The sequence below is a fragment of the Arthrobacter sp. 24S4-2 genome, from assembly GCF_005280255.1.
GTDB lineage: Bacteria > Actinomycetota > Actinomycetes > Actinomycetales > Micrococcaceae > Arthrobacter.
The window spans coordinates 3,861,360-3,882,462 of record NZ_CP040018.1 but is presented as its reverse complement, the minus strand read 5'-3'; the positions used below and the strand labels follow the sequence as shown (position 1 = coordinate 3,882,462).

Below are 21,103 nucleotides of genomic sequence, written 5' to 3'. Positions count from 1 at the left end.
AGGAGCCCATCCTGGCAACCGCCGTCGTTACCTAGTAGCGGTTGATGGCCGGGAGTTCCGGGGCAGACTTAATGACGGAGCCGGCGGTTGCTTCCCAGGCCTTCTTGTAGGACCCGTCCTTGCCAAACTCCTCCAGCTGGTCGTTGATCCAGTTGCGGAAAACGGTGTCATCCTTCTTCAGACCAATGCCGTAAGGCTCCTTGGTGAAGGTTTCGTCCGAGGCCAGCTTGAAGGCATCGGGCTCCTTGTCCACAAATCCGGCCAGAATGACATTGTCCGTGGTGATAGCTTCCACCTGCTTGTTCCGGAGCGGCTCAAGGCACGCGGAGTAAGTGGCGGCAGGCACCAGCTCGGCCTTGTATTTGTCCACGATGGTGGCTGCGGGGGTGGAGCCGGTTACGGAGCAGACCTTCTTGCCGGCGACGTCCTCCGGCTTTTTGATGGAGTCGTTGTCCTTGTTGACCATGAGCGCCTGGCCGGCCTCGTAGTATGGGCCAGCGAAGCTGACGACCTGCTTGCGCTTGTCGTTGATGGTGTATGTGGCGATTACCAGGTCCACCTTGCCCTGTTCAATAAACGGTTCGCGGTTGGCCGAGACGGTCTCCGACCATTCAATCTTGTCTGCTGCGATGCCCAGCTTGGCGGCAATCAGCTTGCCCATCTCGACGTCAAAGCCGATGGGCTTGCCGTCCAGCCCCACCTGGCCGAACAGCGGCTGGTCGTACTTTGTACCGATCTTGATGGTTCCGGCGGAGGCGAGCTTCGCCATGGTGCTGCCGGCCGCGAAGGTGGGCTTTTCCGCGACAGTGGGGTTGCTGGTGGATGAACCCCCGCCGCCGCCGCAGGCGCTCAGAGTGAGTGCGAGGGCTGCTGATGCGGCAACCACAAAAGACTTCCGTCGGGTCATAAATGCCTTCATGACATACCTTTCATTGGTGGCCGCGGGTAACGGCCTGGGTGCGAACTCTGTAGGTGCGAACTCGGGCGTTTAGTGGGTGAGGAGTTTGGAGAGGAAGTCCTTGGCGCGGTTGCTTTGGGGGTTCGTGAAGAACTCCTCGGGCGTCGCGTCCTCGACGATCTGCCCGTCAGCCATGAACACCACGCGGTCTGCGGCCTTGCGGGCAAACCCCATTTCGTGGGTTACGACGATCATCGTCATGCCCTCCTTCGCCAGCTGGATCATGACGTCGAGGACCTCATTGATCATTTCCGGGTCCAGGGCCGACGTCGGCTCATCAAAGAGCATGACCTTCGGCTTCATGGCCAGTGCCCGGGCAATCGCCACGCGCTGCTGCTGGCCGCCGGAGAGCTGTGCCGGGAGCTTGGGCGCCTGGTGTCCGACGCCGACGCGTTCCAGCAGCGCCATGGCGTCCTGGTCGGCCTGGGCCTTGGGCACGCCCTTGACCTTGGTCGGCCCAAGCGTGACGTTTTCCAGGATCGTCTTGTGCGCGAAAAGATTGAAGGACTGGAAGACCATTCCGACGTCTGCGCGGAGCTTCGCGAGTTCCTTGCCTTCCTCCGGCAGTTCCTTCCCGTCGATAGCGATCTTCCCGTCGTCGATGGTCTCGAGGCGGTTGATGGCACGGCAGAGAGTGGACTTACCGGAACCTGACGGTCCGATGACCACCACAACTTCGCCCTTGCGGACGTCCAGGTTGATGTCCTTGAGTACGTGCAGCTGGCCGTAGTGCTTATTCACGGCCTTCAGGGAGACGAGCGCGTCGCCGGGCACTTGAGTAGTCATATAGAGAATCTAGCGAACATTGCTCCGATATGACGCCAATCACTCCAACTTCCTACAGATCGTAATTCAAGAGATACCTGCAGGTCAGCGCACCGCCGCCTGTCCCATTAGCGGCCGTGGACGCGCCGGACCGGCGAGCTTGCCGAACCGCGCTAGCCTAGGTGGATGAGTACCGATCCGCAGCCTTCTTCAACTCCAGTACCTCCCATTGCCACGCGCCACAAAGGCCCGCTGGAGCTGAGGCGCAAACAGGCGGCGGTGGAGATGTCTGACCAGCATCTGCTGGACACGAAGGGACCGGGCCAGTTTGTCCACACTGACCCGTGGCGGGTGCTCCGGATTCAAAGCGAGTTCGTGGAAGGCTTCGGTGCACTGGCGGACCTTGGGCCGGCCGTCAGCGTGTTCGGTTCCGCGCGGACCAAGCCCGGCTCCGTCTACTACGAACTGGGTGTCGAGGTTGGCCGGAAACTTGCCGAGGCCGGGGTGGCCGTCATTACGGGCGGCGGGCCGGGCTCCATGGAGGCCGCCAACAAAGGCGCTGTGCAGGGCAACGGTGTATCTGTGGGGCTCGGCATCGAGCTTCCCTTCGAACAGGGGCTCAACCAGTGGGTGGACCTCGGCATCAACTTCCGGTACTTCTTCGCGCGGAAGACCATGTTCGTGAAATACGCACAGGGATTCATTGTCCTCCCCGGCGGGCTGGGCACCCTGGATGAACTCTTCGAGGCCATGGTGCTGGTACAGACCCGAAAGGTCACGTCCTTCCCGATCGTGCTGCTGGGTACCGCCTTCTGGGGACCCATGCTCGACTGGATCAGGGGCACCCTGGTGGAAGACGGCATGATCTCCGAGAAGGACCTTGGGCTGATCCAGGTCGTTGATGAGCCTGCGCATGCCGTTGACCTCGTCATTCACGGTGCCATCCGGCCGGCGCCCGGCAGCGGTGCCGCTAACGGAAGGCCCAACGGCAACCAGCGGCCTGAATAACCGGCAGCCCGCCGTCTGGCACGATGGATCCTGTGAGTTTCTTCCTGATATTCCTCGCCATCGCGGTGATCGGTGCCGCACTGTTCGTCGGAGCCGATTTCACGTCTGGTCTTTTCCGGAACCGGCGGCCCACGGGCGCCGCATTGTTGGACGGATTCGACGAGCCGGTGGCCTCCCTGCCGCCCGTGCTTCTTCCCGCTGATGCAGCACCCGCCGACGTCGACCGCGTCCGGTTTGCCCTCGGCCTCCGCGGCTACCGCATGGACCAGGTGGACCAGGTGCTGGATGAGCTCCGGGACCAGCTCGCTGCCAGGGACCGCGAAATTGCACACCTGAAAACTGAACTGGCCGAGCTGGCTGAACCGGCGCGCCCGGGGGAGACCGGGGCTTGAGCCGACCGGAAACCGCTGCCGGGCGCAGGACGCCGGCAGGCTCCCCCGGGCTGAACGGACTGGTCCGGGGCGGCCTTGTGTCCGCCGCGGCGCGCGCGGGAACGTGGCCCTGGTGGGCGCAGGTGGCCTGCGTCTATGTGGCTTCGCGGATTGTCAGTGCGTGCATTTTCATGGCAGCAGCCCTGCACCAGGGAGTGAATCCGTGGTTCCCCGCCAAACCGGATTACTGGAACTTCATCAACATCTGGGATGCACGCTGGTATGGGGAAGTCATCCGGAACGGCTACCCGCAGGTTCTTCCCGTGGACGGAAGCGGAAACGTCCAGGAGAACGCGTGGGCGTTCTACGCCCTGTTCCCGATGATGGGCCGGGCCGTGTCGGCCATGACGGGACTCGACCCCGCCCTTGCGCTGACGTTTATCGCGATGGCTGCGGGCCTGGGAGCCGCCCTCGTGGCCTACAATCTTTTCCGGCACAAGGTAGCCCACCGCACGGCACTGTGGGGTGTGGTCTTCTTTTCCACATTTCCCGTATCGCCCGTCCTGCAGGTGCCTTATGCCGAATCGCTTAACCTCCTGCTGCTGGCGTCTGCGCTGCTCCTGGTGGTCCGGCGGCACTACCTGTGGGCCATGCCCGTGGTTGTGCTGATGTGCCTCTCCAGGCCCACCGGGGTGCCGTTCGCCGCCATGGCGGCAGGGCTGTTTGTGTACCGGCTCTGGCTGCGGAGCCGTCCTGCAGGGCCCGATGCCGATACCGCGGTACACAACGGACGGGAACTGTCCTCCTTGGCGGGGCTGGCCGCGGCCAGTGCCGTCAGCGCCCTCCTGTGGCCCGCCATCGCGTGGGCCGTGACGGGAGACCCCGCGGCTTACACCAAGACCGAAACGGTATGGCGGGGCCACGACCTGGTTCCCTTCAAGCCCTGGTTCGACACCGGAATCCAGCTTTTTGGTCCTGTACTGGGCGTCCTGGCTCCGTTTGTCTTTGTTGCCGCATTCGGGCTCCTGATGACCTCGTCCCCCGTGGTGGCACTGGGCGCCGAGCTCAGGCTCTGGTGCGTCTGCTACATGGGTTATCTGCTGGTTTTCCTGCACCCCCAGACCAGCACGTTCCGGATGCTGCTGCCGCTCTTTCCACTGGCGCTCAGCGCCGCACTGGTATCGCGTTCCCGCGCTTACCGCGGGGCGGTGGTCACCATGTTTGTGCTGCTCCAGATCGTCTGGATCGTGTGGCTCTGGGTCTGGGCCCAACTGCCCGGGGGCGGAGACTATCCGCCCTGAGCCGGACCGGGACATATGTCGGGGGCCACAATTTTCCAAGCGATGAAGAAAATCCATCAATTAGCTACAGGCGGGTAATTACAGGATAATAGGGGTTAAGCATGAACACATTGCATAGACCATTGCATTCAGAACTGTTCAGCCATGGCGGCAGCTGCAAGGCCGCCATAGCGGCTTGATTGACGACGCGGCCACAGCCCGCCCGGGCTGGTAGGTCCTGGGACTATTGGAGGGGATTTTCCTCATGGCGGCTATGAAACCACGCACCGGCGACGGCCCTATGGAAGTAACCAAAGAGGGCCGCAGCTTGATCATGCGTGTGCCGCTCGAAGGCGGGGGGCGGCTTGTGGTCGAACTTAACGCAGCAGAGGCGGCAAACCTTAAGGAATGCCTCGTGGTCGTTACCGAATAGATTTGCTCGGACAGGGCCCGCAGCCGCAAGGCCGCGGGCCCTTCCTTATTTCTTGACAGCTACCAGCAGCCCGTCGCCGGTGGGCAGCATCGCCGAAGCCAGCCGGTCGTCGTCGCGGATTACCTTGCCCACCTGCCGAAGAACCACGGTGGTGGAGTCCCGGGCCGCCGGATTGGCCACCCGGTCCTTGTCGAGGGCGTCGTTGATGACCAGGAGGCCGCCGGACTTGAGCAGCCGGACGGCCTGCTCGACGTATCCCGGGATTCCCGGCTTGTCCGCGTCGATGAACACCAGGTCGTAGGCGCTGTCGGTCAGGCGCGGCAGGACGTCGCCGGCCCGGCCCGAAATCGTGCGCGTCCGGTTGGCGGGGCTTCCCGCCTCCTGGAACGCCTCCCGCGCGGCCTTGAGGTGTTCGACGTCAACGTCGATGGTGGTGAGGACTGCCTGCGTGCCGAGTCCGCGGAGCAGGCATACGCCGGACACGCCGGCGCCCGTTCCGATTTCCACAGCCGTCTGGGCCTTGGAAGCCGCCGCCAGGACCGTCAGGACCGCGCCGACACCCGGACCGACCGGTGTGACTCCCAGTTCAAAGGAGCGTTCGCGAGCATGCAACAGGACGTCATCCTCGGCAGGCAGGTCTTCTGCATAGGACCAGCTCGTGGACTTATCGGCGCTCATGAGTGATTCGCTTTCTGGGCGGCAGGGGCTTGTTTCTAACAGCGTACTGTGTCCGGCACGGCCGGGCCCGGAGGTGACGGCCCGGCAGGCTGTGGCAGCGCGCGGATGTGACCGGAACCACCTGTTCGCCGCTGCCCGGTAGCGCGGTTTCCGCCCAAGGCTGAAGCCCGGAGAAAGTCAGGAAATTCCCAGCCAACTTTGAAATGATGGTTATCCGCTCATCCAGGAGGTGATCGGCGCCGAAGAACGGGTACCAGAACCGTCAAGGCGTTAGTACCATCCACGAGGGGAGTGGACGATGTCAGCATCAGTTGTGGCACCTGTCCCGGCAATTGAAGATCCAGGCACCCAGCCGGAAGCCGAGTGGGTCAGGCCAACGTGGGAGGAAGTGGTCACCAACCACTCCGCGAAGGTCTACCGCCTTGCGTACCGTCTGACCGGTAACAAGTACGACGCCGAGGACCTCACCCAGGAGGTGTTCGTCCGCGTGTTCCGGTCGCTGGAGAACTTCAAGCCCGGAACGCTCGATGGCTGGCTCCACCGGATCACCACCAACCTCTTCCTGGACCAGGCCCGGCGCAAGAGCCGCATCCGTTTCGATGCGCTTGCCGAGGACGCCGAATCACGGCTGCCCGGCCGTGAGCCCGGTCCGGAACAGAGCTTTGAATTCAACAACCTGGACATTGATGTGCAGGCTGCCCTGGAGGAACTACCGCCGGACTTCCGCGCCGCCGTCGTCCTGTGCGACCTTGAAGGCCTGTCCTACGACGAGGTGGCCGAGGCGCTGGGCGTCAAGCTCGGAACAGTGCGGTCCAGGATCCACCGCGGCCGGACCATGCTCCGGGAGAAGCTTGCACACCGTGATCCGCGGACCAGGCAGTCCCTCAAGCCGCGGCTCAAGATGCCGCGCATCGCCGGCATTCTCTGATCGGCTCCATGGGTCAGCTGAGAAACCTGCTGCGTGGCCTCGGAGGCAACTGCACCCGCGGACTCCTGTCGCGGAAAAGGCGCGGCCGCAGCGTCAGCCACATAGACTCCTGCCCCGAATGCGCCTCGCTCCAGTGGCGCGAACGCCAATACCTCGAACGGCTCCAGCGTGCCGCCATTCCGGCAGCCAGCGACGACCTGACGGCCAGGCTCCTGGCCAGGACCCGGCAGTTGGCAATGGCCGCTCCAGCGGCGCCCGACCGGAGCTCCGCCACGGTGTCCCCGGCGCTTAGGGGGCTTGGCTTCGCAGCGGGCGGGGCCCTGGCTGCGGCCGGCGTGGTGACGGTTGCCGCGTACATGCTGGCCGGTGATCCCATGCCCGTGGCGGACGGCGCCGCCGGAGCGTCCTTCCGGCAGCAGGCCGCCACATTCGGCCAGCAGGCTTCCGCCGTTGGTACCGCCGGCCTTGTGGGGCCCGCAGACCTCCAGGAACTCCGTGCCCAGGGGTGGTCCTGCCCGGAGCTGCGGGATATGGGTTTCCACGTTCTCTGGGCACGGCGCGAGGCGGTGTCGGGCCAGGGCGTCCTGGAATTGAGGCTGTCCGACGGGCAGCATTTTGCCACCGTCCTGGAGCAGCACCCGGAACCGGGCCAGGCCGGCGGCACACCGTCGGCGGTCACGGCCTCCGCTCCCACGAATATCCTGACGGGGCGTCCGGCCCCGGAAGACGGCTTTGTGCAGGCCTCGCTCGGTGACGTCCCGCCCGGCGGTGTGCTGTGGATCAACGCCTCGGCTCCGTGGAAGGCCATTTACCAGGCCTCCGGCGTCACATTCACCTACATTTCGGATTTGCCCGCAGACACGGCCGACGACGGCGTTGCCGAGCTGGTGCGCTCCGGCTCAGTCACCGCCGCGGAAGGGACGCCGGCAAGCCCGGGAGGTGCGGGCACGGCCAGTATCGCTGCATCCGCGGCCGAAGCCCTGCCTGCCAGGCTGCAGCGGGGACTGGGGCGTATCGCGGAGCTTTTCACGCCATGAGCCGCCGCCCCGCTATGGCTTGTGTTGTGCGGCCAGCGTCAGAATCGTCAGCAGCAGTCCGGAGAGGGTAATCTTCCTAAAGTGTTTGGAATCAACGGCCCGGAGTTTCTTCTTCTGCTGATCATCGGCGTTCTGGTGATTGGCCCCAGCCGGCTGCCCGAATACACCCAGAAGCTGGCAAACCTGGTGAAGGAAGTCCGCCGGATGGCTTCAGGCGCCCGGGAACAGATCAAGGACGAAGTCGGCATCGATATCGACGAGGTCGACTGGAAGAAGTACGATCCCCGCCAGTACGATCCGCGCCGGATCATCAAGGAAGCGCTGCTCGACGACGACACCAAGCCGGTCAGCGCAGGAGCTCCTGCAGCGGTGGCCGCGGTGGCGTCGGCGTCCGCGGCAGCCCATGCCGAGGAGCGCCCCGCCCGAGTTGTTGAGCGTTTGGCCGAAGGCGAGCAGGCCCCCTTCGACTCCGAAGCAACCTAGGCAACCTAGGCTTCAGTCAACGGGGCTGGAGGCCGAGCTTCATCCCGGTCAGCCCCCGCGGCCTCGCCGCAAGCTTTCCCGCAATCCCCGCCAGCGCCTTCGCCGCGGGCGTCTCCGGCCGGCCGAGCACGATCGGTTCGCCCGCGTCACCGCCCTCGCGCAGCAGGATATCCAGCGGGATCTGGCCCAGAAGCGGCACCTCGGACCCGACCGTCGCCGAGAGCCGCTCGGCCAGGACAGCGCCGCCGCCGCTGCCGAACAGTTCCATCCTGCCGCCGTCGGGCATTTCCAGGTAGGACATGTTCTCCACGATGCCCGCCACTGACTGGCCGGTCTGGGTGGCGATGGCGCCGGCCCGTTCGGCGACATCCGCGGCCGCCGTCTGCGGGGTGGTCACCACCAGGATTTCGGCCTTCGGGAGCAGCTGCGCCACCGAGATGGCGATGTCCCCGGTCCCCGGGGCAGGTCCAGGAAGAGGGCGTCCAGGTCGCCGAAGTAGACATCGGTAAGGAACTGCTCCAGGGCCCGGTGCAGCATGGGACCACGCCACGCCACCGGCTGGTTGCCCTTGACGAACATCCCGATGGAAATGACCTTCACCCCGTAAGCGACCGGCGGCAGGATCATGTCGTCCACCCGTGTGGGGACTGGTCGATGCCCATCAGTGCGGGCACGGAGAACCCGTACACATCGGCGTCGATGATTCCCACCCGGAGGCCCTGGGCGGCCATGGCGCAGGCGAGGTTCACGGTGACGGAGGACTTGCCCACGCCGCCCTTGCCGCTGGCAACCGCGAAGACCTTGGTGAGGGAGCCGGCCTGGTTGAACGGGATGCCGCGGAGGCCGCCGGGGCCGCGGAGCTGCTCTTTCAATGCGTCCCGCTGCTCCTGCGTCATGACCTTCAGCACGACGTCCACGGCCGTTACGCCGGGGACCTTGGACAGCGCTGCCTCCGAATCCGCGGTGATGGTGCCGCGCAGCGGACAGCCGGCGATGGTGAGCAGCACAACGAGCCGGACACGGCCGTCGTCGGCGATGTCAACGGACTCCACCATGCCCAGTTCGGTGATGGGGCGCCGCAGTTCGGGATCGATGACAGTGGCCAGCGCAGTGTCCACTGCCTGGGCCAGGGGGTGCTCATGCAGTCAGTGCTCAGCTTTCAGGGGTGTTGAGGTGCGCAGGGGAACCGGGCTTTTCCGGTTTGACCTTCGGGATCTGCTGGGTGCGCGGGTTGCGCTGCTTATCGCGGCGTTCCTTCAGCTTCTCTTTGACTTTGTCCTTGGGCGATTCGTGGCTTCCGGCGCCGGACGGATCATGGGTGCGGAGTTCCTCCTGCGCCTCCAGCATGTCCTCGAGGAGGCTGCGGAGCTCGGCGCGGACGTAGTCGCGCGTGGCGACCTCGCGGAGCGCGATGCGCAAGGAGGCCAGCTCCCTGGTGAGGTACTCGGTGTCGGAGAGGTTGCGTTCGGCGCGCTGCCGGTCCTGCTGGAGGGACACCCGGTCGCGGTCGTCCTGGCGGTTCTGGGCGAGCAGCAGCAGCGGGGCGGCATAGGAGGCCTGGAGGGACAGCATCAGGGTCAGCAGCGTGTAGCCAAGGGCCTTGGAGTCGAACTGCCAGTCCTCCGGCGCCCAGGTGTTCCAGATCAGCCAGAAAAGACAGAAGATCGTCATGTAGACGAGGAACTGCGGAGTGCCCATAAAACGGGCAAAGCCTTCCGTGGCATGACCGAACGCATCGGGATTGGGCGAAAACTTGGGAAGAATGCGCTGCCGCCCGCTCAGGGGCGTATCGAGGCTGCCTTTGCCCGCGTCCTTGCTGCCCGGCCGGGTGCTGTAGTTTCGTGAGGCGGTGTTATCAGCCAATGCGGCCTCCAAGCTTCCTTATCGGGACGTCGTCCTCGTGGGCACGCCAGTCATCGGGCAACAGGTGATCCAGCACGTCGTCAACAGTCACCGCCCCCACAAGGCGTCCGTCGGCGTTGACCACGGGAAGTGAGTTCAAGTTGTAGGTGGCCAGCGTCCGGGCCACCTCGCTGATGTGCGCCTGGTCCGAGACGGGTTCGAGGGTCTTGTCCACCAGGTTGCCGAGCGGCTCCGGCGGCGGGTAGCGGAGCAGTTGCTGGATGTGGACCACGCCCAGGAAGCGCCCGGTGGGCGTCTCCAGCGGGGGACGGGCAATGAAGATCGATGACGCCAGGGCCGGTGAGAGTTCTTCCCGCCGGACGTGGGCCAGCGCTTCGGCCACGGTCGCCTCGGGCGGGAGGATCACCGGGACGGGGGTCATGAGGCCGCCGGCAGTGTCCTCGTCATATTCCAGGAGGCGCCTGACGTCCTCCGCTCCTTCCGGCTCCATGAGCTGGAGCAGTTCTTCGGCCTGCGCCGACGGCAGTTCCGCGAGGAGGTCGGCGGCGTCGTCCGGGTCCATCTCCTCCAGCACGTCGGCGGCACGGTTGACGTCGAGGGCGGACAGGATTTCCACCTGGTCGCCTTCGCGCATCTCCTGCAGGACGTCCGCGAGCCGTTCGTCCTGCAGTTCGCTGGCCACTTCGAAACGGCGCTTGTCGCTCATTTCCTGCAGCGCCTCGGCGAAGTCGGCGGGCTTCAGGTCCTCGTGCGTGGCGACGAACTGGGTGGCGGCCTGCGGTTCGGTGCGGGCGCCCTGCTGGGCATCGGCCCAGTCGATGATCATGGTCTCGTTGCGGCGGAGCCTGCTCAGCGGTGAGAGGGAGTGGCCGCGGCGGACGAACAGCTTGCTGACGAACCAGTCGCCGGAACGGTGCCGGTCCATCGCGATGTCCTCGATAGTGGCGTCGCCGCTGCCGTCCGCGAGGGTCACGCGGCGGTCGAACATTTCGGCCACCACGAGGGTCTCCGCGCCGCGCTGCTCGAAACGGCGGAGGTTGACCAGGCCGGTGCAGATGACCTGGGTCTGGTCGATCGAGGTGATGCGCGTCATTGGGACGAAGACCCGTTTCTTGCCGGGTACTTCGACCACTATGCCCACGACGTGCGGGGCGCCCCGGGTGCCGCGCGAGAGAACGACGACATCGCGCAGCCTACCCAGCCGGTCGCCCAGTGGGTCGAAGACATCCAGTCCGAGAAGGCGCGCAACAAACACCCGCGAAAGATTTGTGCTCACTTGTACAGGCTACCGAGTCTGCTCTCTTTTAGCTGAATTTCAGCCCACGCACAGCCGGATGGGCAAGAATGGATGTATGTCAAACATTTTTGGTGCTCCCAAGGCTGGTGTCCCGAACGGGCCAGACGAATTCCGTACGGTTCCCGTAGGCGACACCGTCGGTTCGTATACCTCCTACCTGGATGCCCAAAAGGCGGTGGACTACCTCGCCGACCAGCAGTTCCCCGTGCAGCTCGTGTCTATTGTGGGCAACGACCTGAAGATGGTGGAGCGGGTTACCGGCCGGCTGAGCTACCCCAGGGTCGCGTTGTCAGGCGCACTGAGCGGCATGTGGTTTGGCCTGTTCGTCGGCGTCATGCTGTCCTTCTTCTCGCCCACCGGCGGCTACTTCTCGATCGTGACCTCGGTGCTCATGGGTGCGGCGTTCTTTATGCTCTTTGGCATCGTCACCTACGCCATGCAGCGCGGGAAGCGCGACTTCACGTCGACCAGCCAGGTGGTGGCCACCAATTACGACGTTGTGGTGGCGTTTGAAGCCGCCCACGAAGCCCGGCGCCTGCTTCAGCAGCTGCCTATGTCCACCTCTGATGCGTCCGCAGGTGCCGCGCCGTACGGCCAGCGGGACTACCAGAACCAGCAGCCCGGGCACCAGCACGGTCCGCAGCAGGGAACCGGACCGCAGCGTCCCGCGGGCTGGAACGACCCCTATGGCCAGCGGGCTCCCGAAACCGGCAGCGAGCCGTCCGCGGGCGGGCCGTCAGCCGCTCCGGCGCCTGGCCAGGGAGCGCAGCCAGTATCGCCTGAGCACGGACAGCACCGGGCCGCGCCCACACCCGCAGTGCGCTATCCGGACCTGCCGGACGGCCGGCCGCAGTACGGCGTCCGCGTAAGCGATGCCCCCGTACAGGAGGAAGGCCCCAAGCAGGGGCCCGCCGAGGGCAACACACAGCAGTAGCCCGGGGAACACATAAGGCCTCCGTCCGGACGAGATCCGGGCGGAGGCCTTCTGCGTATGCCTTACGGCTGCTGGTGGTCGATTTCCTGGTAGATACCAGCCATCCAGGACTCGACGTCGTCGGCCTTGCGCGGCAGCGCCGCGCTGAGGTTTACGGGACCGTCGGCGGTCATGACGATGTCGTCTTCGATCCGGACTCCGATGCCGCGGTACTCCGCCGGAATGGCGAGGTCCTCGTTCTTGAAGTACAGGCCGGGCTCGATCGTGAACACCATGCCCGGGGTGAGGATGCCGTCCAGGTAGAGCTCGCGCTTGGCCTGCGCGCAGTCGTGCACGTCCAGGCCGAGGTGGTGGCTGGTGCCGTGCGGCATCCACCGGCGGTGCTGCTGGCCCTCTGGGCTGATGGCTTCCTCGACGGACACCGGCAGCAGACCCCATTCGGCCAGCCGCTCCGCCAGGACGGTGGTGGCGGCGGTGTGGATGTCCCGGAATTTGGTGCCGGGCTGCGCCGCGGCAAAGCCGGCGTCGGCTGCGTCCAGCACTGCCTCGTACACCTTCCGCTGGATGTCGGTGAAGGTACCGTTGGACGGCAGGGTACGGGTGACGTCCGCGGTGTAGAGGGAATCGGCTTCGACCCCGGCGTCCAGCAGCAGCAGTTCTCCTGCATTGACCTTGCCGGTGTTCCGGGTCCAGTGCAGCACGGTGGCGTTGTTTCCGGACGCCGCGATGGTGTCGTAGCCCAGTTCGTTTCCTTCTTCCCGGGCGCGGGCGAAGAAGGCGCCTTCGACCACGCGCTCGCCGCGCTGGTGCGTCAGGGCGCGGGGGAGGGCCCTGACCACTTCGGTGAACCCTTCCACGGTGGCGGCCACGGCGGTCCGCATCTGCTCGATCTCCCACGCGTCCTTGAGCAGGCGGAGTTCGGACAGGGCTTCGGTGAGCTTCTCGTCGAGGGCATCCAGCACGCCCAGGTCCAGGTTGTCCGGGTCCTTGGCCGTGTTGTAGCGGGCCGTATCCACGAGGGCGTCGATGTTCTCGTCCACTTTGCGCACCAGCCGGATGGAGATGCCGCCGATTTCGGGGGCGCCCACATTCTTGGTGATGGCCAGTTCAAGCTGATCGATGTGGGCCGTGGCGAGGCCCAGCCGCCGCTCGAATTCCGCGAGTGTGGGGCGTGCACCGATCCAGAATTCGCCGGAGCGGGAGTCGGCGTAGAACTGTTCGGTGTCCCGGCCGGCCAGGGGGCGGAAGTAGAGCGTGGCCCGGTGGTTCCCGCCGTCGTCGCCCTTGCCTTCTTCAACGGGTTCCAGGATGAGCACGGCGTCGGGCTCATGGTCCAGGCCGAGTCCGGTCAGGTGCGCGAATCCGGAGTGCGGGCGGAAGCGGTAGTCGCAGTCATTGGAGCGGACCTTCAGCGGCCCGGCAGGGACCACCAGGCGTTCGCCTTTGAACAGGCCCGAAATGGTGCGGCGGCGGAGTGCGGCGTGGTCGGCCACGGCGTCCCGATCGGGGAGCTCCTGTGCCGAGGGCGCCCAGTTACTGGCCATAAAGGCCTTGAAGGCGTCGGAACTGGGCCGCTGCGAGCGGTTGTTGACGCGCTCTTCGAGGGGCTGGTTTGCTGTCGTTTCACCGTTGTGGGTGTTTTCTGCATCGTTCACCGTCCCATAGTCTCACCAGCGGAGCGGCTTAGGCCAACGGTGGGAAACGGTCACTCCAGCCCATGGGTACGGGCCTGAATGGGTGGTCTCCCGCGTGGCCGCGTTTGGGTCTACGATGTGCACCCACGGGGAATTGTCCGCAAATGGGCGGGCGTCCGCGAACAACCGGAAAGACGGCCATGGAAACGGACGACAACAAGGCTCTTATCAGACGGTTCTACGAAGAAATCGACGCCGGAAACATCGACGCGATGGATGAGTTGGTTGCGGAGGATTATCTTGACCACAACCCTCCGTTTCCAGGAATGCCGGGCGGACGGGAGGGCCTTAAGGCGGCCTTCCGTATTTTCTGGAAGGCGACTCCCGGGCGGCACGAGATCGAGGACCAGATCGCCGAGGGCGACAAGGTGGTAACCCGGCTGACGGCGTACGGAACCCACGAGGCCGAGCTCCCGGGTCCCCTCCCCGCCACAGGTGCGAAGTTGCGGGAGACCGCCGTGGCCGTGCACCGGATCGAGCAGGGGCGGATTGTCGAGCACTGGTCCAACAGGGACGATCTGGCCCTCATGCAGCAGCTCGGCGTAATCGGTATGCCCGGGGAATGACTGCGGCGCCCATCTACTAGGCTGGGCAGGTGAGGATTGATCTGCATGCCCACTCGAATGTTTCCGACGGCACGGAGCCGCCTGCGGTGGTGATGGCGGCCGCTGCGGCGGCGGGCCTGGACGTGGTGGCCCTGACCGACCATGACTCCACCGACGGCTGGGCGGAAGCATCCCTGGCGGCCCGCGAGGAAGGGGTCGCACTGGTGCCCGGGATGGAGATTTCCTGCCGTACCGATGAGGGCATCAGCGTGCATCTCCTCAGCTACCTGCATGATCCCTCGCATCCGGGCCTGCTCGAGGAAATCACCAAGGCCAAGGACGCCCGCCTCACCCGGGCCGAACGCATGGTCACCCTCCTTGCCGAGGATTACCCGCTGACGTGGGACGACGTTATCCACCACGTGGCGCCCGGTGCAACGCTGGGCCGGCCGCACATCGCCGACGCGCTGGTGGCGGCCGGCGTGGTCGCGGACAGGACGGAGGCCTTCGCCTCGATCCTGACGTCGCATTCCCGGTACTTCGTTCAGCACTACGCGCCGCATCCGGCCACTGCCGTGGCACTGGTCCGGGCAGCCGGCGGCGTTCCGGTGTTCGCCCATCCGGTGGCGTCCGCCCGCGGCCGGGTGGTGGGCAGGCGCACTTACCTGGAAATGATCGACGCCGGACTCGCGGGCCTGGAGATCGAACACCGCGACAACCCTGAAGACGGACGGGCGTACCTCCGGGCGCTCGCCGAAGAGCACGGCCTGCTGGTGACGGGTTCCTCCGACTATCACGGCACGGGAAAACCGAACCTGCTGGGCGAGAACCTGACGTCGCCAGAGGTCCTGGCGAGGATCGAGGAGCTCGCCACCGGGACCGCCGTCGTGCGGCCGTGAACTGGGCGTGCCCCCAAGTAGCTGGCAGTTAACGCTCTGAAAACCGCGAATGACGACGTTGAATGCGAGTCAGTTGGGCGGGAACGAGGTGAACGTCGCGTGGGCGCCGAGGCGGTCAGCCATGACATCGATGGCCGGCTGGTTCTGGTCCACGCAGACGAATTTCCTGTTGAGCTTGGCGGCCACGGCGCCGAGGGTCCCGGAGCCGGCGAAGAAGTCCAGGCACCAGTCGCCGGGACGGCTTGAGGCGGCCACAACGCGGCGGATCAGACCTTCGGGCTTCTGCGTCGGGTAGCCGGTCTTCTCCTTGCCGGTGGGGGAGACGATGGTGTGCCACCAGACATCCGTGGGCAGCTTGCCCAGCTCCCGTTTTTCGGGTGTCACCAGGCCGGGCGCCATGTACGGTTCGCGGTCCACCTCGGCGCTGTCGAAGTGGTACTTTGCCGGGTTCTTGACGTACACCAGAATGTTGTCGTGTTTCGTGGGCCAGCGGAATTTTGCCCGGGCGCCGTAGTCGTAGGCCCAGATGATCTCGTTCAGGAAGCACTCGCGGCCAAAAATGGCATCGAGCATCACCTTGGCGTAGTGGACCTCCCGGTAGTCCAGGTGGAGGTACAGGGTGCCGTCGTCAGACAGCAGCCGCCAGGCCTCCACAAGCCTGGGTTCCAGGAACGACCAGTAGTCGCTAAAGGCGTCGTCGTAGCTGTGCAGGGCGCCCTTGATGGTGTCATACGAGCGTCCCTTGAATCCCACGCGATCGCCGTCGCCGTCCGCGTTGCGCACCATGGTGGTCTGCTGGCGGCGCTGGGAGCGGCCCGTGTTGAAGGGCGGGTCGACGTAAATGAGTGTGAAGGCGCCGTCCGGCAGCGTGGGGAGGTATTCCGCGTTGTCCGCGTGTACCACCAGGTTGCTGCCGTCCGGCGCCCAGACGGTGTCAGTCATTGAGGGGTTTAGGCCTCGGTGTTGCCGCGTTGTGCGCCGTCCTGCGCTGCGTTACCGCCGCCAACCACTTCGCCGTTGCGGCGGCGGGTGCGCGTGCGGCGGCGGGCGCGGGTGGCCCTGTCCACCTCGGCGGGCGCGGAAGCCGCAGCAGCCGCTGGTGCTGCCTCGGCTGCCGGAGCGGCTGCGGCGCTGCTGTCTGGAGTACGACGGCGGCGCTCACCTGAGCGGGCGCTGTCACGGCTGCCGCTCTCCCGGCTGCCACCGGTCTCGCTGCGGCGGGAATCGCGTGCGCCTGAGCGGCCGCCGTCCCGTCCGCCACCGGTGCTTCCGCCGCGGGCGCTGTCACGGGCACCGTCGCGGCCGCCGGAACGGGCATTTTTCTTGCCGGTCTCGCCCAGATCCTCGAGGACCTCGGCATCGACACCGGCCAACACGCGCTTGTCGCGGGGCAGGCGGCCCTTGGTGCCTTCGGGGATGTCCAGCTCTTCGAACAGGTGCGGCGAGGAAGAGTACGTTTCCACCGGCTCGGGCACGCTCAGGCCCAGGGCCTTGTTGATCAGGCCCCAGCGCGGCATGTCGTCCCAGTCAACGAAGGTGACGGCGGTGCCCTTGTTGCCGGCGCGGCCGGTGCGGCCTACGCGGTGCAGGTAGATCTTCTCGTCTTCGACGCACTGGTAGTTGATCACGTGCGTGACGTCGTCGACGTCGATGCCGCGGGCGGCGACGTCCGTGGCCACGAGGACATCCACCTTGTTGTTGCGGAAGGCACGGAGGGCCTGCTCGCGGGCACCCTGGCCGAGGTCACCGTGGATGGCCGCCGCTGCGAAGCCGCGGTCCACGAGTTCCTCGGCCACCTTGGCGGCGGTGCGCTTGGTCTTGGTGAAGATGATGGTGCGTCCGCGGCCGCGGGCCTGCAGGATGCGCGCGACGACCTCGATCTTGTCCATGCTGTGCGCACGGTAGATGAGCTGGCGGATGTCCCGCTTTGTGAGGCCCTCGTCGTCCGGGTCGGCGGCGCGGATGTGCGTGGGCTGGGTCATGTAGCGGCGGGCCATGGCGATGACCGGGCCCGGCATGGTTGCCGAGAACAGCAGGGTCTGGCGTACCGCCGGAGTGCCGGCAATGAGCGTCTCGACGTCGGGCAGGAAGCCGAGGTCCAGCATTTCGTCGGCCTCGTCGAGGATGACGATCTTGACGTTCTTCAGGCTCAGGTGCTTCTGCTTGTACAGGTCGATCAGGCGGCCGGGCGTGCCCACCACGATTTCGACGCCTTTCTGCAGGGCGTCGACCTGGGGCTCATAGGCGCGGCCGCCGTAAATCGTGGCGATGCGGGCGTTGCGCTTTTTGGCGGCGTTTTCCAGGTCCTTGGCAACCTGGACGGCCAGTTCGCGGGTGGGCACAATCACGAGTGCCTGCGGCGCGCCGGGGACTGCCAGCTTGTCGAAGCCGGGGTCGTCCCGGCCCACGACCCGCTGCAGGGCGGGAATGCCGAAACCCAGGGTCTTGCCGGTGCCGGTCTTGGCCTGGCCGATGATGTCGTGGCCGGCAAGGGCCACCGGCAGGGTCATGGCCTGGATGGGGAAGGGGTGGGTGATCCCGGCATCGGCCAGGGACTCCACGATGTCGGCGCGGACGTTGAAGTCGGCGAAGGACTTCTCCTCGATCTCGTGCGGTTTTTCGTCCGAGATGATGGTTTCTTCCGGCTCGATCGACTCTATTCCGGAGTCGTCGATCAGAAGTTGGTGCGTGTGCAGTTCGCTCACAGGGGAGTTTCCTTCTTCATTTGGGCATTGGCGCTGCCTGCTCAACGGGGCCGGCCGAAAAGGCCGTTCCGGAGCACGCTCGGGCGCGCAAGCAAATCCAGTGGAAGCCGATCGCGGGCTATCTAAATGCTGGCACTGGTGACCAGCGGGTGTATCTCAAGATCGCGTAGGGGCGGGCTTGTTGAATTCGAAAATCAAGGAAATCAACGACCGGGCATCCATTACTACTCATTCAGTCTAGCTGTTGAGTGCAACCATCCCCGACTGGCGCCCCCGGCACGCCGCGTAAGTCAGCCCACCAGCTCCAGCTTGATCTCACGCGTGGCGATGTCCGAGGAAAGCAACCGGACCCGGACGGTGGTGCCGGATTCAAGCTCGCCGGGGCACCTGGCCGTCACCGCCGGGTCCGCGATCTGTATGATGCCGGACGGTCCGTTGCCGTTCCCGTTGCCGCCGTTCCCGTTCGGCTTGCCCGGTTTCGAGCCCGAGATGACCACCGCGTCGAACTCCTGCCCGATGTGGTTGATCAGCAGCGCGGCCCCCACGGTGTCAAGGGCCAGGCGCTCCATCCGGGCCGCGAGCTGGTCCGACCCGGCCATGATTTCAGGCAGGGAGGGGAGTGCCTCGCGTGCCCAACCGGGAACAGCGGTGCCGTTGCTCAGGGCTTCGCAGATCACCAGGACGAAGCGGTCGATCAGCCGCCGCAGCGGGGCCGTGGTGTGCGCGTAGGCCGCACCGATGGCCGACTGGATGGCGTCTTCCGGAACAATGCCGTCAAAAGGTGTGTAGCCGGCGCCCCGGAACAGCATGCCGGCAGAGTGCAGGATGGCCAGCTGCCGCGGGTCGGTGGGATCAAGGGACCGGAGATACTCGCCGTAGCTGGCCTCGCCGTCCCACGGCTTTCCCAGTGCGTGCGTCTGCCGCTTGAAATGCAGCAGGGAGCGTTCGTCCGGTGCCGGCATTGTGCGCAGGATGCCCACCTTGCCTGCAAGCATCAGGTCCGCTGCGGCCATGCCTGTCATCAGGGAGATCTGGGCGTTCCAGTCCTCCACGGGCAGTGGAGGCGCCGCGACGATGTGGTAGCCGCCGTCGGGCAGCTGCTGGATTTCCTGGTCCGGCATGTTCAGGCTTGCGCCGCCGCGCAGCCTCTCCAGTTCCACGCGCTTCAGCCCCACTTCCTTCAGGAGCTGCAGGACCGGAGCGGCGCGGCCGGAATCGAGGTCCTCCTGTACGTTCCTGTAGCTGAGCTTCGCCCGGCTCCGGATCTTGGCCCGGCGCACCAGCACGGACTGCACGTGCGCGGCCGCATCCAGCTCGAACTCCCAGACAAAGGCGGCGCACAACTGGCCGGCAAGCAGGCTGCCGGCGTGTTCGCTGATGGCTTCCGGGTGGAGCGGAATCCGCCCGTCGGGGGCGTAGAAGGTCTGCCCGCGGCGGCGGGTTTCGGCGTCGAGCGCCCCGCCCGGCGCCACGAAGGAGGGCACGTCGGCGATGGCATAGAGGACCTTGTAGCCCCCGCCCGTCCGTTCAATGAAAAGAGCCTGGTCCAGGTCAGTGGAGGATGGCGGATCTATGGTCACGAATTCCACGGCGGTGAGGTCGGATTCCGGCATCTTATGGTCCGCGACAGCTGCCAGGGCATCCTTCAGTGCGTCCTCGGGAAAAGGCCCGGGAAGCTCAAGCTCCGTTCGCAGCGCGTTCAGCGCCTCGCTCAGACGGTTGGTCTGTTCGTGGACACTCGGAGTCAGGTGATGATGTGACACGAAGTCAGGTTAGCTCGATTTGCGCCATTAGTCTTGAATGATGAGCTCATCCCCGGCAGACACCGCTCGCTACAACCGTTTCGTGTCAGACCTGTTTGGAATGATGGCCTACGGGGAACTGTCGGCGTTTGAGCGGTTCTCGGCGGATGCGCGGTACTCTCCGACTCTCCACGACCGCGCCGTGCTGGGCAGGATTGCCGTGGTGGAGTTCCGGCACTACGAGCTGGTGAATGCCCGGCTGCAAGCGATGGACATCGACGCCGAGGACGCCATGCTGCCGTTCCAGGCGGCTGTTGACTATTTCCACGAGCGGACGCGCCCGGCCGACTGGTACGAATCGCTGATGAAGGCCTACGTAATCGACACGGTTTCCGCGGACTTCTACCGCGCCATCTCGAGGTATGCGGATGCAGGCACGCGGGAACTCATCGAGCAGATCCAGGATTCCGAGGAGACGACGGAAGTGCTTCGCGAACGGCTGAAAAGCGCTTTGGCCGATGATCCCCGGCTTGCGTCCCGCCTTGCCCTGTGGGGCAGGCGGCTCCTGGGCGAGGCCCTGACGCAGGCGCAGCGCGTCAGCTACGAGCACGCCTTCCTGGGCGGCCTGATCGCCGGCGAGGACGACGCCGCCGCGAAGGAACTCGTGGGCGGCCTCATCACCGGCCTGGCCGGAAACCACTCCAAGCGTATGACTCAGCTCGGCCTGACCGGCTAGCGCCTGACCGGCTAGCGCCTGACCGGCTAGCTTCGCAGCTAGGCGGCGTCGAGTGCCTCCAATAGCGACCGCGCCGCCCCGGCGGGGTCGTCGGCGTCGGTGATGGCGCGGACCACCACAATGCGCCGGGCTCCGGCCGCAACCACCTGCTCAACGTTGCCCAGGTCGATTCCTCCGATGGCGAACCAGGGGAGGAGCGGACTGTCAACCGTGCCCTCAGCCGCGCTGGCAGCTGTTTTGGCGGGTGTTTTGCCGGTGGCCCTGGCCGCGTAGCGGACCAGGTCGAGGCCCACGGCGGCACGGCCGGGCTTGGTGGGGGTTGCCCACACCGGCCCGACGCAGAAGTAGTCCAGCCCGCCGGGCCCCGGCGAAGCGGCGACCGCAGCGTCGATCTGCTCCGGGCTGTGGGTTGACAGCCCGATCACGGCGTCATCGCCGAGGATTGTCCGGGCCGAGGCGAGCGGAAGGTCCTTCTGGCCGATGTGGAAGACCGGCGCCTCGGACAGGGACGCAATGTCCGCCCGGTCGTTGACCGCCCACGGCCTGCCATGGCGGCTGGCGGCCGCCTTCAGCACCTCCAGCAGTTCGAGCTCCTCGGCGGCTTCAATGGTCTTGTCGCGGAGCTGGATGATGTCAACGCCGCCGGAATATGCGGCATTAACAAAGTCTTCGAAATCGCCCCTGTCCGCACGGGCATCGGTGCACAGGTACAGGCGGGCGTTGGTGTGGACGGCTTGCTGGGTCATG

21 protein-coding genes and 1 pseudogene are annotated in these 21,103 nt (G+C 65.8%); 11 read left to right on the top strand and 11 right to left on the bottom strand.

Translation table 11 applies throughout. From position 1 onward, the window contains the following. Positions 1-31: 31 nt before the first annotated feature. Together FCN77_RS17990 and FCN77_RS17985 are read right to left on the bottom strand one after the other, a co-directional pair. Positions 32-919 (bottom strand): glutamate ABC transporter substrate-binding protein, encoded by an 888-nt coding sequence (locus FCN77_RS17990; protein ID WP_137323371.1) that lies wholly within the window; start codon positions 917-919, stop codon positions 32-34. A gap of 69 nt (positions 920-988) precedes the next feature. Further along, complete coding sequence (locus tag FCN77_RS17985) at positions 989-1,744, bottom strand: amino acid ABC transporter ATP-binding protein (protein ID WP_137323370.1); 756 nt, start codon at positions 1,742-1,744, stop codon at positions 989-991. Positions 1,745-1,909: 165 nt separating this feature from the next. On the opposite strand from FCN77_RS17985, the gene FCN77_RS17980 reads away from it, so the two are divergent. From FCN77_RS17980 to FCN77_RS17965, 4 genes are all read left to right on the top strand, one after another. Then, the gene (locus FCN77_RS17980; protein WP_137323369.1) at positions 1,910-2,731 is read left to right on the top strand and encodes a TIGR00730 family Rossman fold protein; all 822 of its coding nucleotides are present in this window, start codon (positions 1,910-1,912) and stop codon (positions 2,729-2,731) included. 23 nt (positions 2,732-2,754) lie between these two features. After that, a complete protein-coding gene (locus tag FCN77_RS17975; protein ID WP_137323368.1) occupies positions 2,755-3,123 on the top strand; it encodes a DivIVA domain-containing protein in 369 nt (122 codons plus the stop codon). 50 nt (positions 3,124-3,173) lie between these two features. Then, on the top strand, positions 3,174-4,403 hold the full coding sequence (locus FCN77_RS17970; RefSeq protein WP_175417453.1) for a hypothetical protein: 1,230 nt from the start codon (positions 3,174-3,176) through the stop codon (positions 4,401-4,403). A gap of 244 nt (positions 4,404-4,647) precedes the next feature. After that, positions 4,648-4,815 carry a DUF3117 domain-containing protein gene (locus FCN77_RS17965; RefSeq protein WP_137323366.1) on the top strand — a complete coding sequence of 56 codons (168 nt, stop codon included), beginning with the start codon at positions 4,648-4,650 and terminating at the stop codon, positions 4,813-4,815. A 45-nt stretch (positions 4,816-4,860) separates the two neighbouring features. On the opposite strand, the gene FCN77_RS17960 is transcribed toward FCN77_RS17965, so the two are convergent. Further along, complete coding sequence (locus FCN77_RS17960; protein ID WP_137323365.1) at positions 4,861-5,493, bottom strand: O-methyltransferase; 633 nt, start codon at positions 5,491-5,493, stop codon at positions 4,861-4,863. Between the two features lie 298 nt (positions 5,494-5,791). On the opposite strand from FCN77_RS17960, the gene sigE reads away from it, so the two are divergent. From sigE to FCN77_RS17945, 3 genes are all read left to right on the top strand, one after another. Next, the gene (sigE, locus tag FCN77_RS17955) at positions 5,792-6,421 is read left to right on the top strand and encodes an RNA polymerase sigma factor SigE (protein WP_137323364.1); all 630 of its coding nucleotides are present in this window, start codon (positions 5,792-5,794) and stop codon (positions 6,419-6,421) included. Between the two features lie 8 nt (positions 6,422-6,429). Beyond that, a complete protein-coding gene (locus FCN77_RS17950; protein WP_137323363.1) occupies positions 6,430-7,458 on the top strand; it encodes an anti-sigma factor in 1,029 nt (342 codons plus the stop codon). Between the two features lie 81 nt (positions 7,459-7,539). Further along, on the top strand, positions 7,540-7,941 hold the full coding sequence (locus tag FCN77_RS17945; protein ID WP_137323362.1) for a Sec-independent protein translocase TatB: 402 nt from the start codon (positions 7,540-7,542) through the stop codon (positions 7,939-7,941). Between the two features lie 16 nt (positions 7,942-7,957). On the opposite strand, the pseudogene FCN77_RS17940 reads toward FCN77_RS17945, so the two are convergent. The 3 genes and pseudogenes from FCN77_RS17940 to FCN77_RS17930 all read right to left on the bottom strand — a co-directional run bounded on the left by FCN77_RS17940 (position 7,958) and on the right by FCN77_RS17930 (position 11,080). Then, positions 7,958-9,086 (bottom strand): annotated as a pseudogene (locus FCN77_RS17940) (Mrp/NBP35 family ATP-binding protein). 7 nt (positions 9,087-9,093) lie between these two features. Further along, entirely contained in the window at positions 9,094-9,816 is a 723-nt protein-coding gene (locus FCN77_RS17935; RefSeq protein WP_137323361.1) for a DUF1003 domain-containing protein, read from the bottom strand. Next, positions 9,797-11,080: a CBS domain-containing protein gene (locus tag FCN77_RS17930; protein WP_137323360.1), complete on the bottom strand. Its 1,284-nt coding sequence runs from the start codon at positions 11,078-11,080 to the stop codon at positions 9,797-9,799. Before FCN77_RS17930 ends, FCN77_RS17935 begins: the two co-directional genes overlap by 20 nt. Before the next feature lie 76 nt (positions 11,081-11,156). Here FCN77_RS17930 and FCN77_RS17925 point away from each other — a divergent pair, with 76 nt between their 5' ends. Further along, complete coding sequence (locus FCN77_RS17925) at positions 11,157-12,035, top strand: general stress protein (protein ID WP_175417303.1); 879 nt, start codon at positions 11,157-11,159, stop codon at positions 12,033-12,035. A gap of 62 nt (positions 12,036-12,097) precedes the next feature. Here the strand turns inward: FCN77_RS17925 and FCN77_RS17920 are convergent, their stop codons facing one another. Beyond that, positions 12,098-13,690, bottom strand: a complete 1,593-nt coding sequence (locus FCN77_RS17920; protein ID WP_137323358.1) for an aminopeptidase P family protein — start codon at positions 13,688-13,690, stop codon at positions 12,098-12,100. Between the two features lie 179 nt (positions 13,691-13,869). Here FCN77_RS17920 and FCN77_RS17915 point away from each other — a divergent pair, with 179 nt between their 5' ends. Together FCN77_RS17915 and FCN77_RS17910 are read left to right on the top strand one after the other, a co-directional pair. Beyond that, positions 13,870-14,295 (top strand): ester cyclase, encoded by a 426-nt coding sequence (locus FCN77_RS17915; protein WP_137323357.1) that lies wholly within the window; start codon positions 13,870-13,872, stop codon positions 14,293-14,295. Positions 14,296-14,324: 29 nt separating this feature from the next. Further along, complete coding sequence (locus FCN77_RS17910; protein WP_137323356.1) at positions 14,325-15,173, top strand: PHP domain-containing protein; 849 nt, start codon at positions 14,325-14,327, stop codon at positions 15,171-15,173. 69 nt (positions 15,174-15,242) lie between these two features. Here FCN77_RS17910 and FCN77_RS17905 read toward each other — a convergent pair whose 3' ends face one another. The 3 genes from FCN77_RS17905 to FCN77_RS17895 all read right to left on the bottom strand — a co-directional run bounded on the left by FCN77_RS17905 (position 15,243) and on the right by FCN77_RS17895 (position 19,641). Continuing rightward, entirely contained in the window at positions 15,243-16,115 is an 873-nt protein-coding gene (locus FCN77_RS17905; RefSeq protein ID WP_137323355.1) for a site-specific DNA-methyltransferase, read from the bottom strand. 8 nt (positions 16,116-16,123) lie between these two features. Continuing rightward, complete coding sequence (locus tag FCN77_RS17900) at positions 16,124-17,878, bottom strand: DEAD/DEAH box helicase (protein ID WP_137323354.1); 1,755 nt, start codon at positions 17,876-17,878, stop codon at positions 16,124-16,126. Between the two features lie 290 nt (positions 17,879-18,168). Beyond that, entirely contained in the window at positions 18,169-19,641 is a 1,473-nt protein-coding gene (locus FCN77_RS17895; RefSeq protein ID WP_137323353.1) for an RNB domain-containing ribonuclease, read from the bottom strand. Between the two features lie 40 nt (positions 19,642-19,681). Here FCN77_RS17895 and FCN77_RS17890 point away from each other — a divergent pair, with 40 nt between their 5' ends. Continuing rightward, entirely contained in the window at positions 19,682-20,356 is a 675-nt protein-coding gene (locus FCN77_RS17890; RefSeq protein ID WP_137323352.1) for a ferritin-like fold-containing protein, read from the top strand. A 38-nt stretch (positions 20,357-20,394) separates the two neighbouring features. On the opposite strand, the gene thiE is transcribed toward FCN77_RS17890, so the two are convergent. Then, the gene (gene thiE / locus FCN77_RS17885; RefSeq protein WP_137323351.1) at positions 20,395-21,102 is read right to left on the bottom strand and encodes a thiamine phosphate synthase; all 708 of its coding nucleotides are present in this window, start codon (positions 21,100-21,102) and stop codon (positions 20,395-20,397) included. Position 21,103 lies beyond the last annotated feature (1 nt).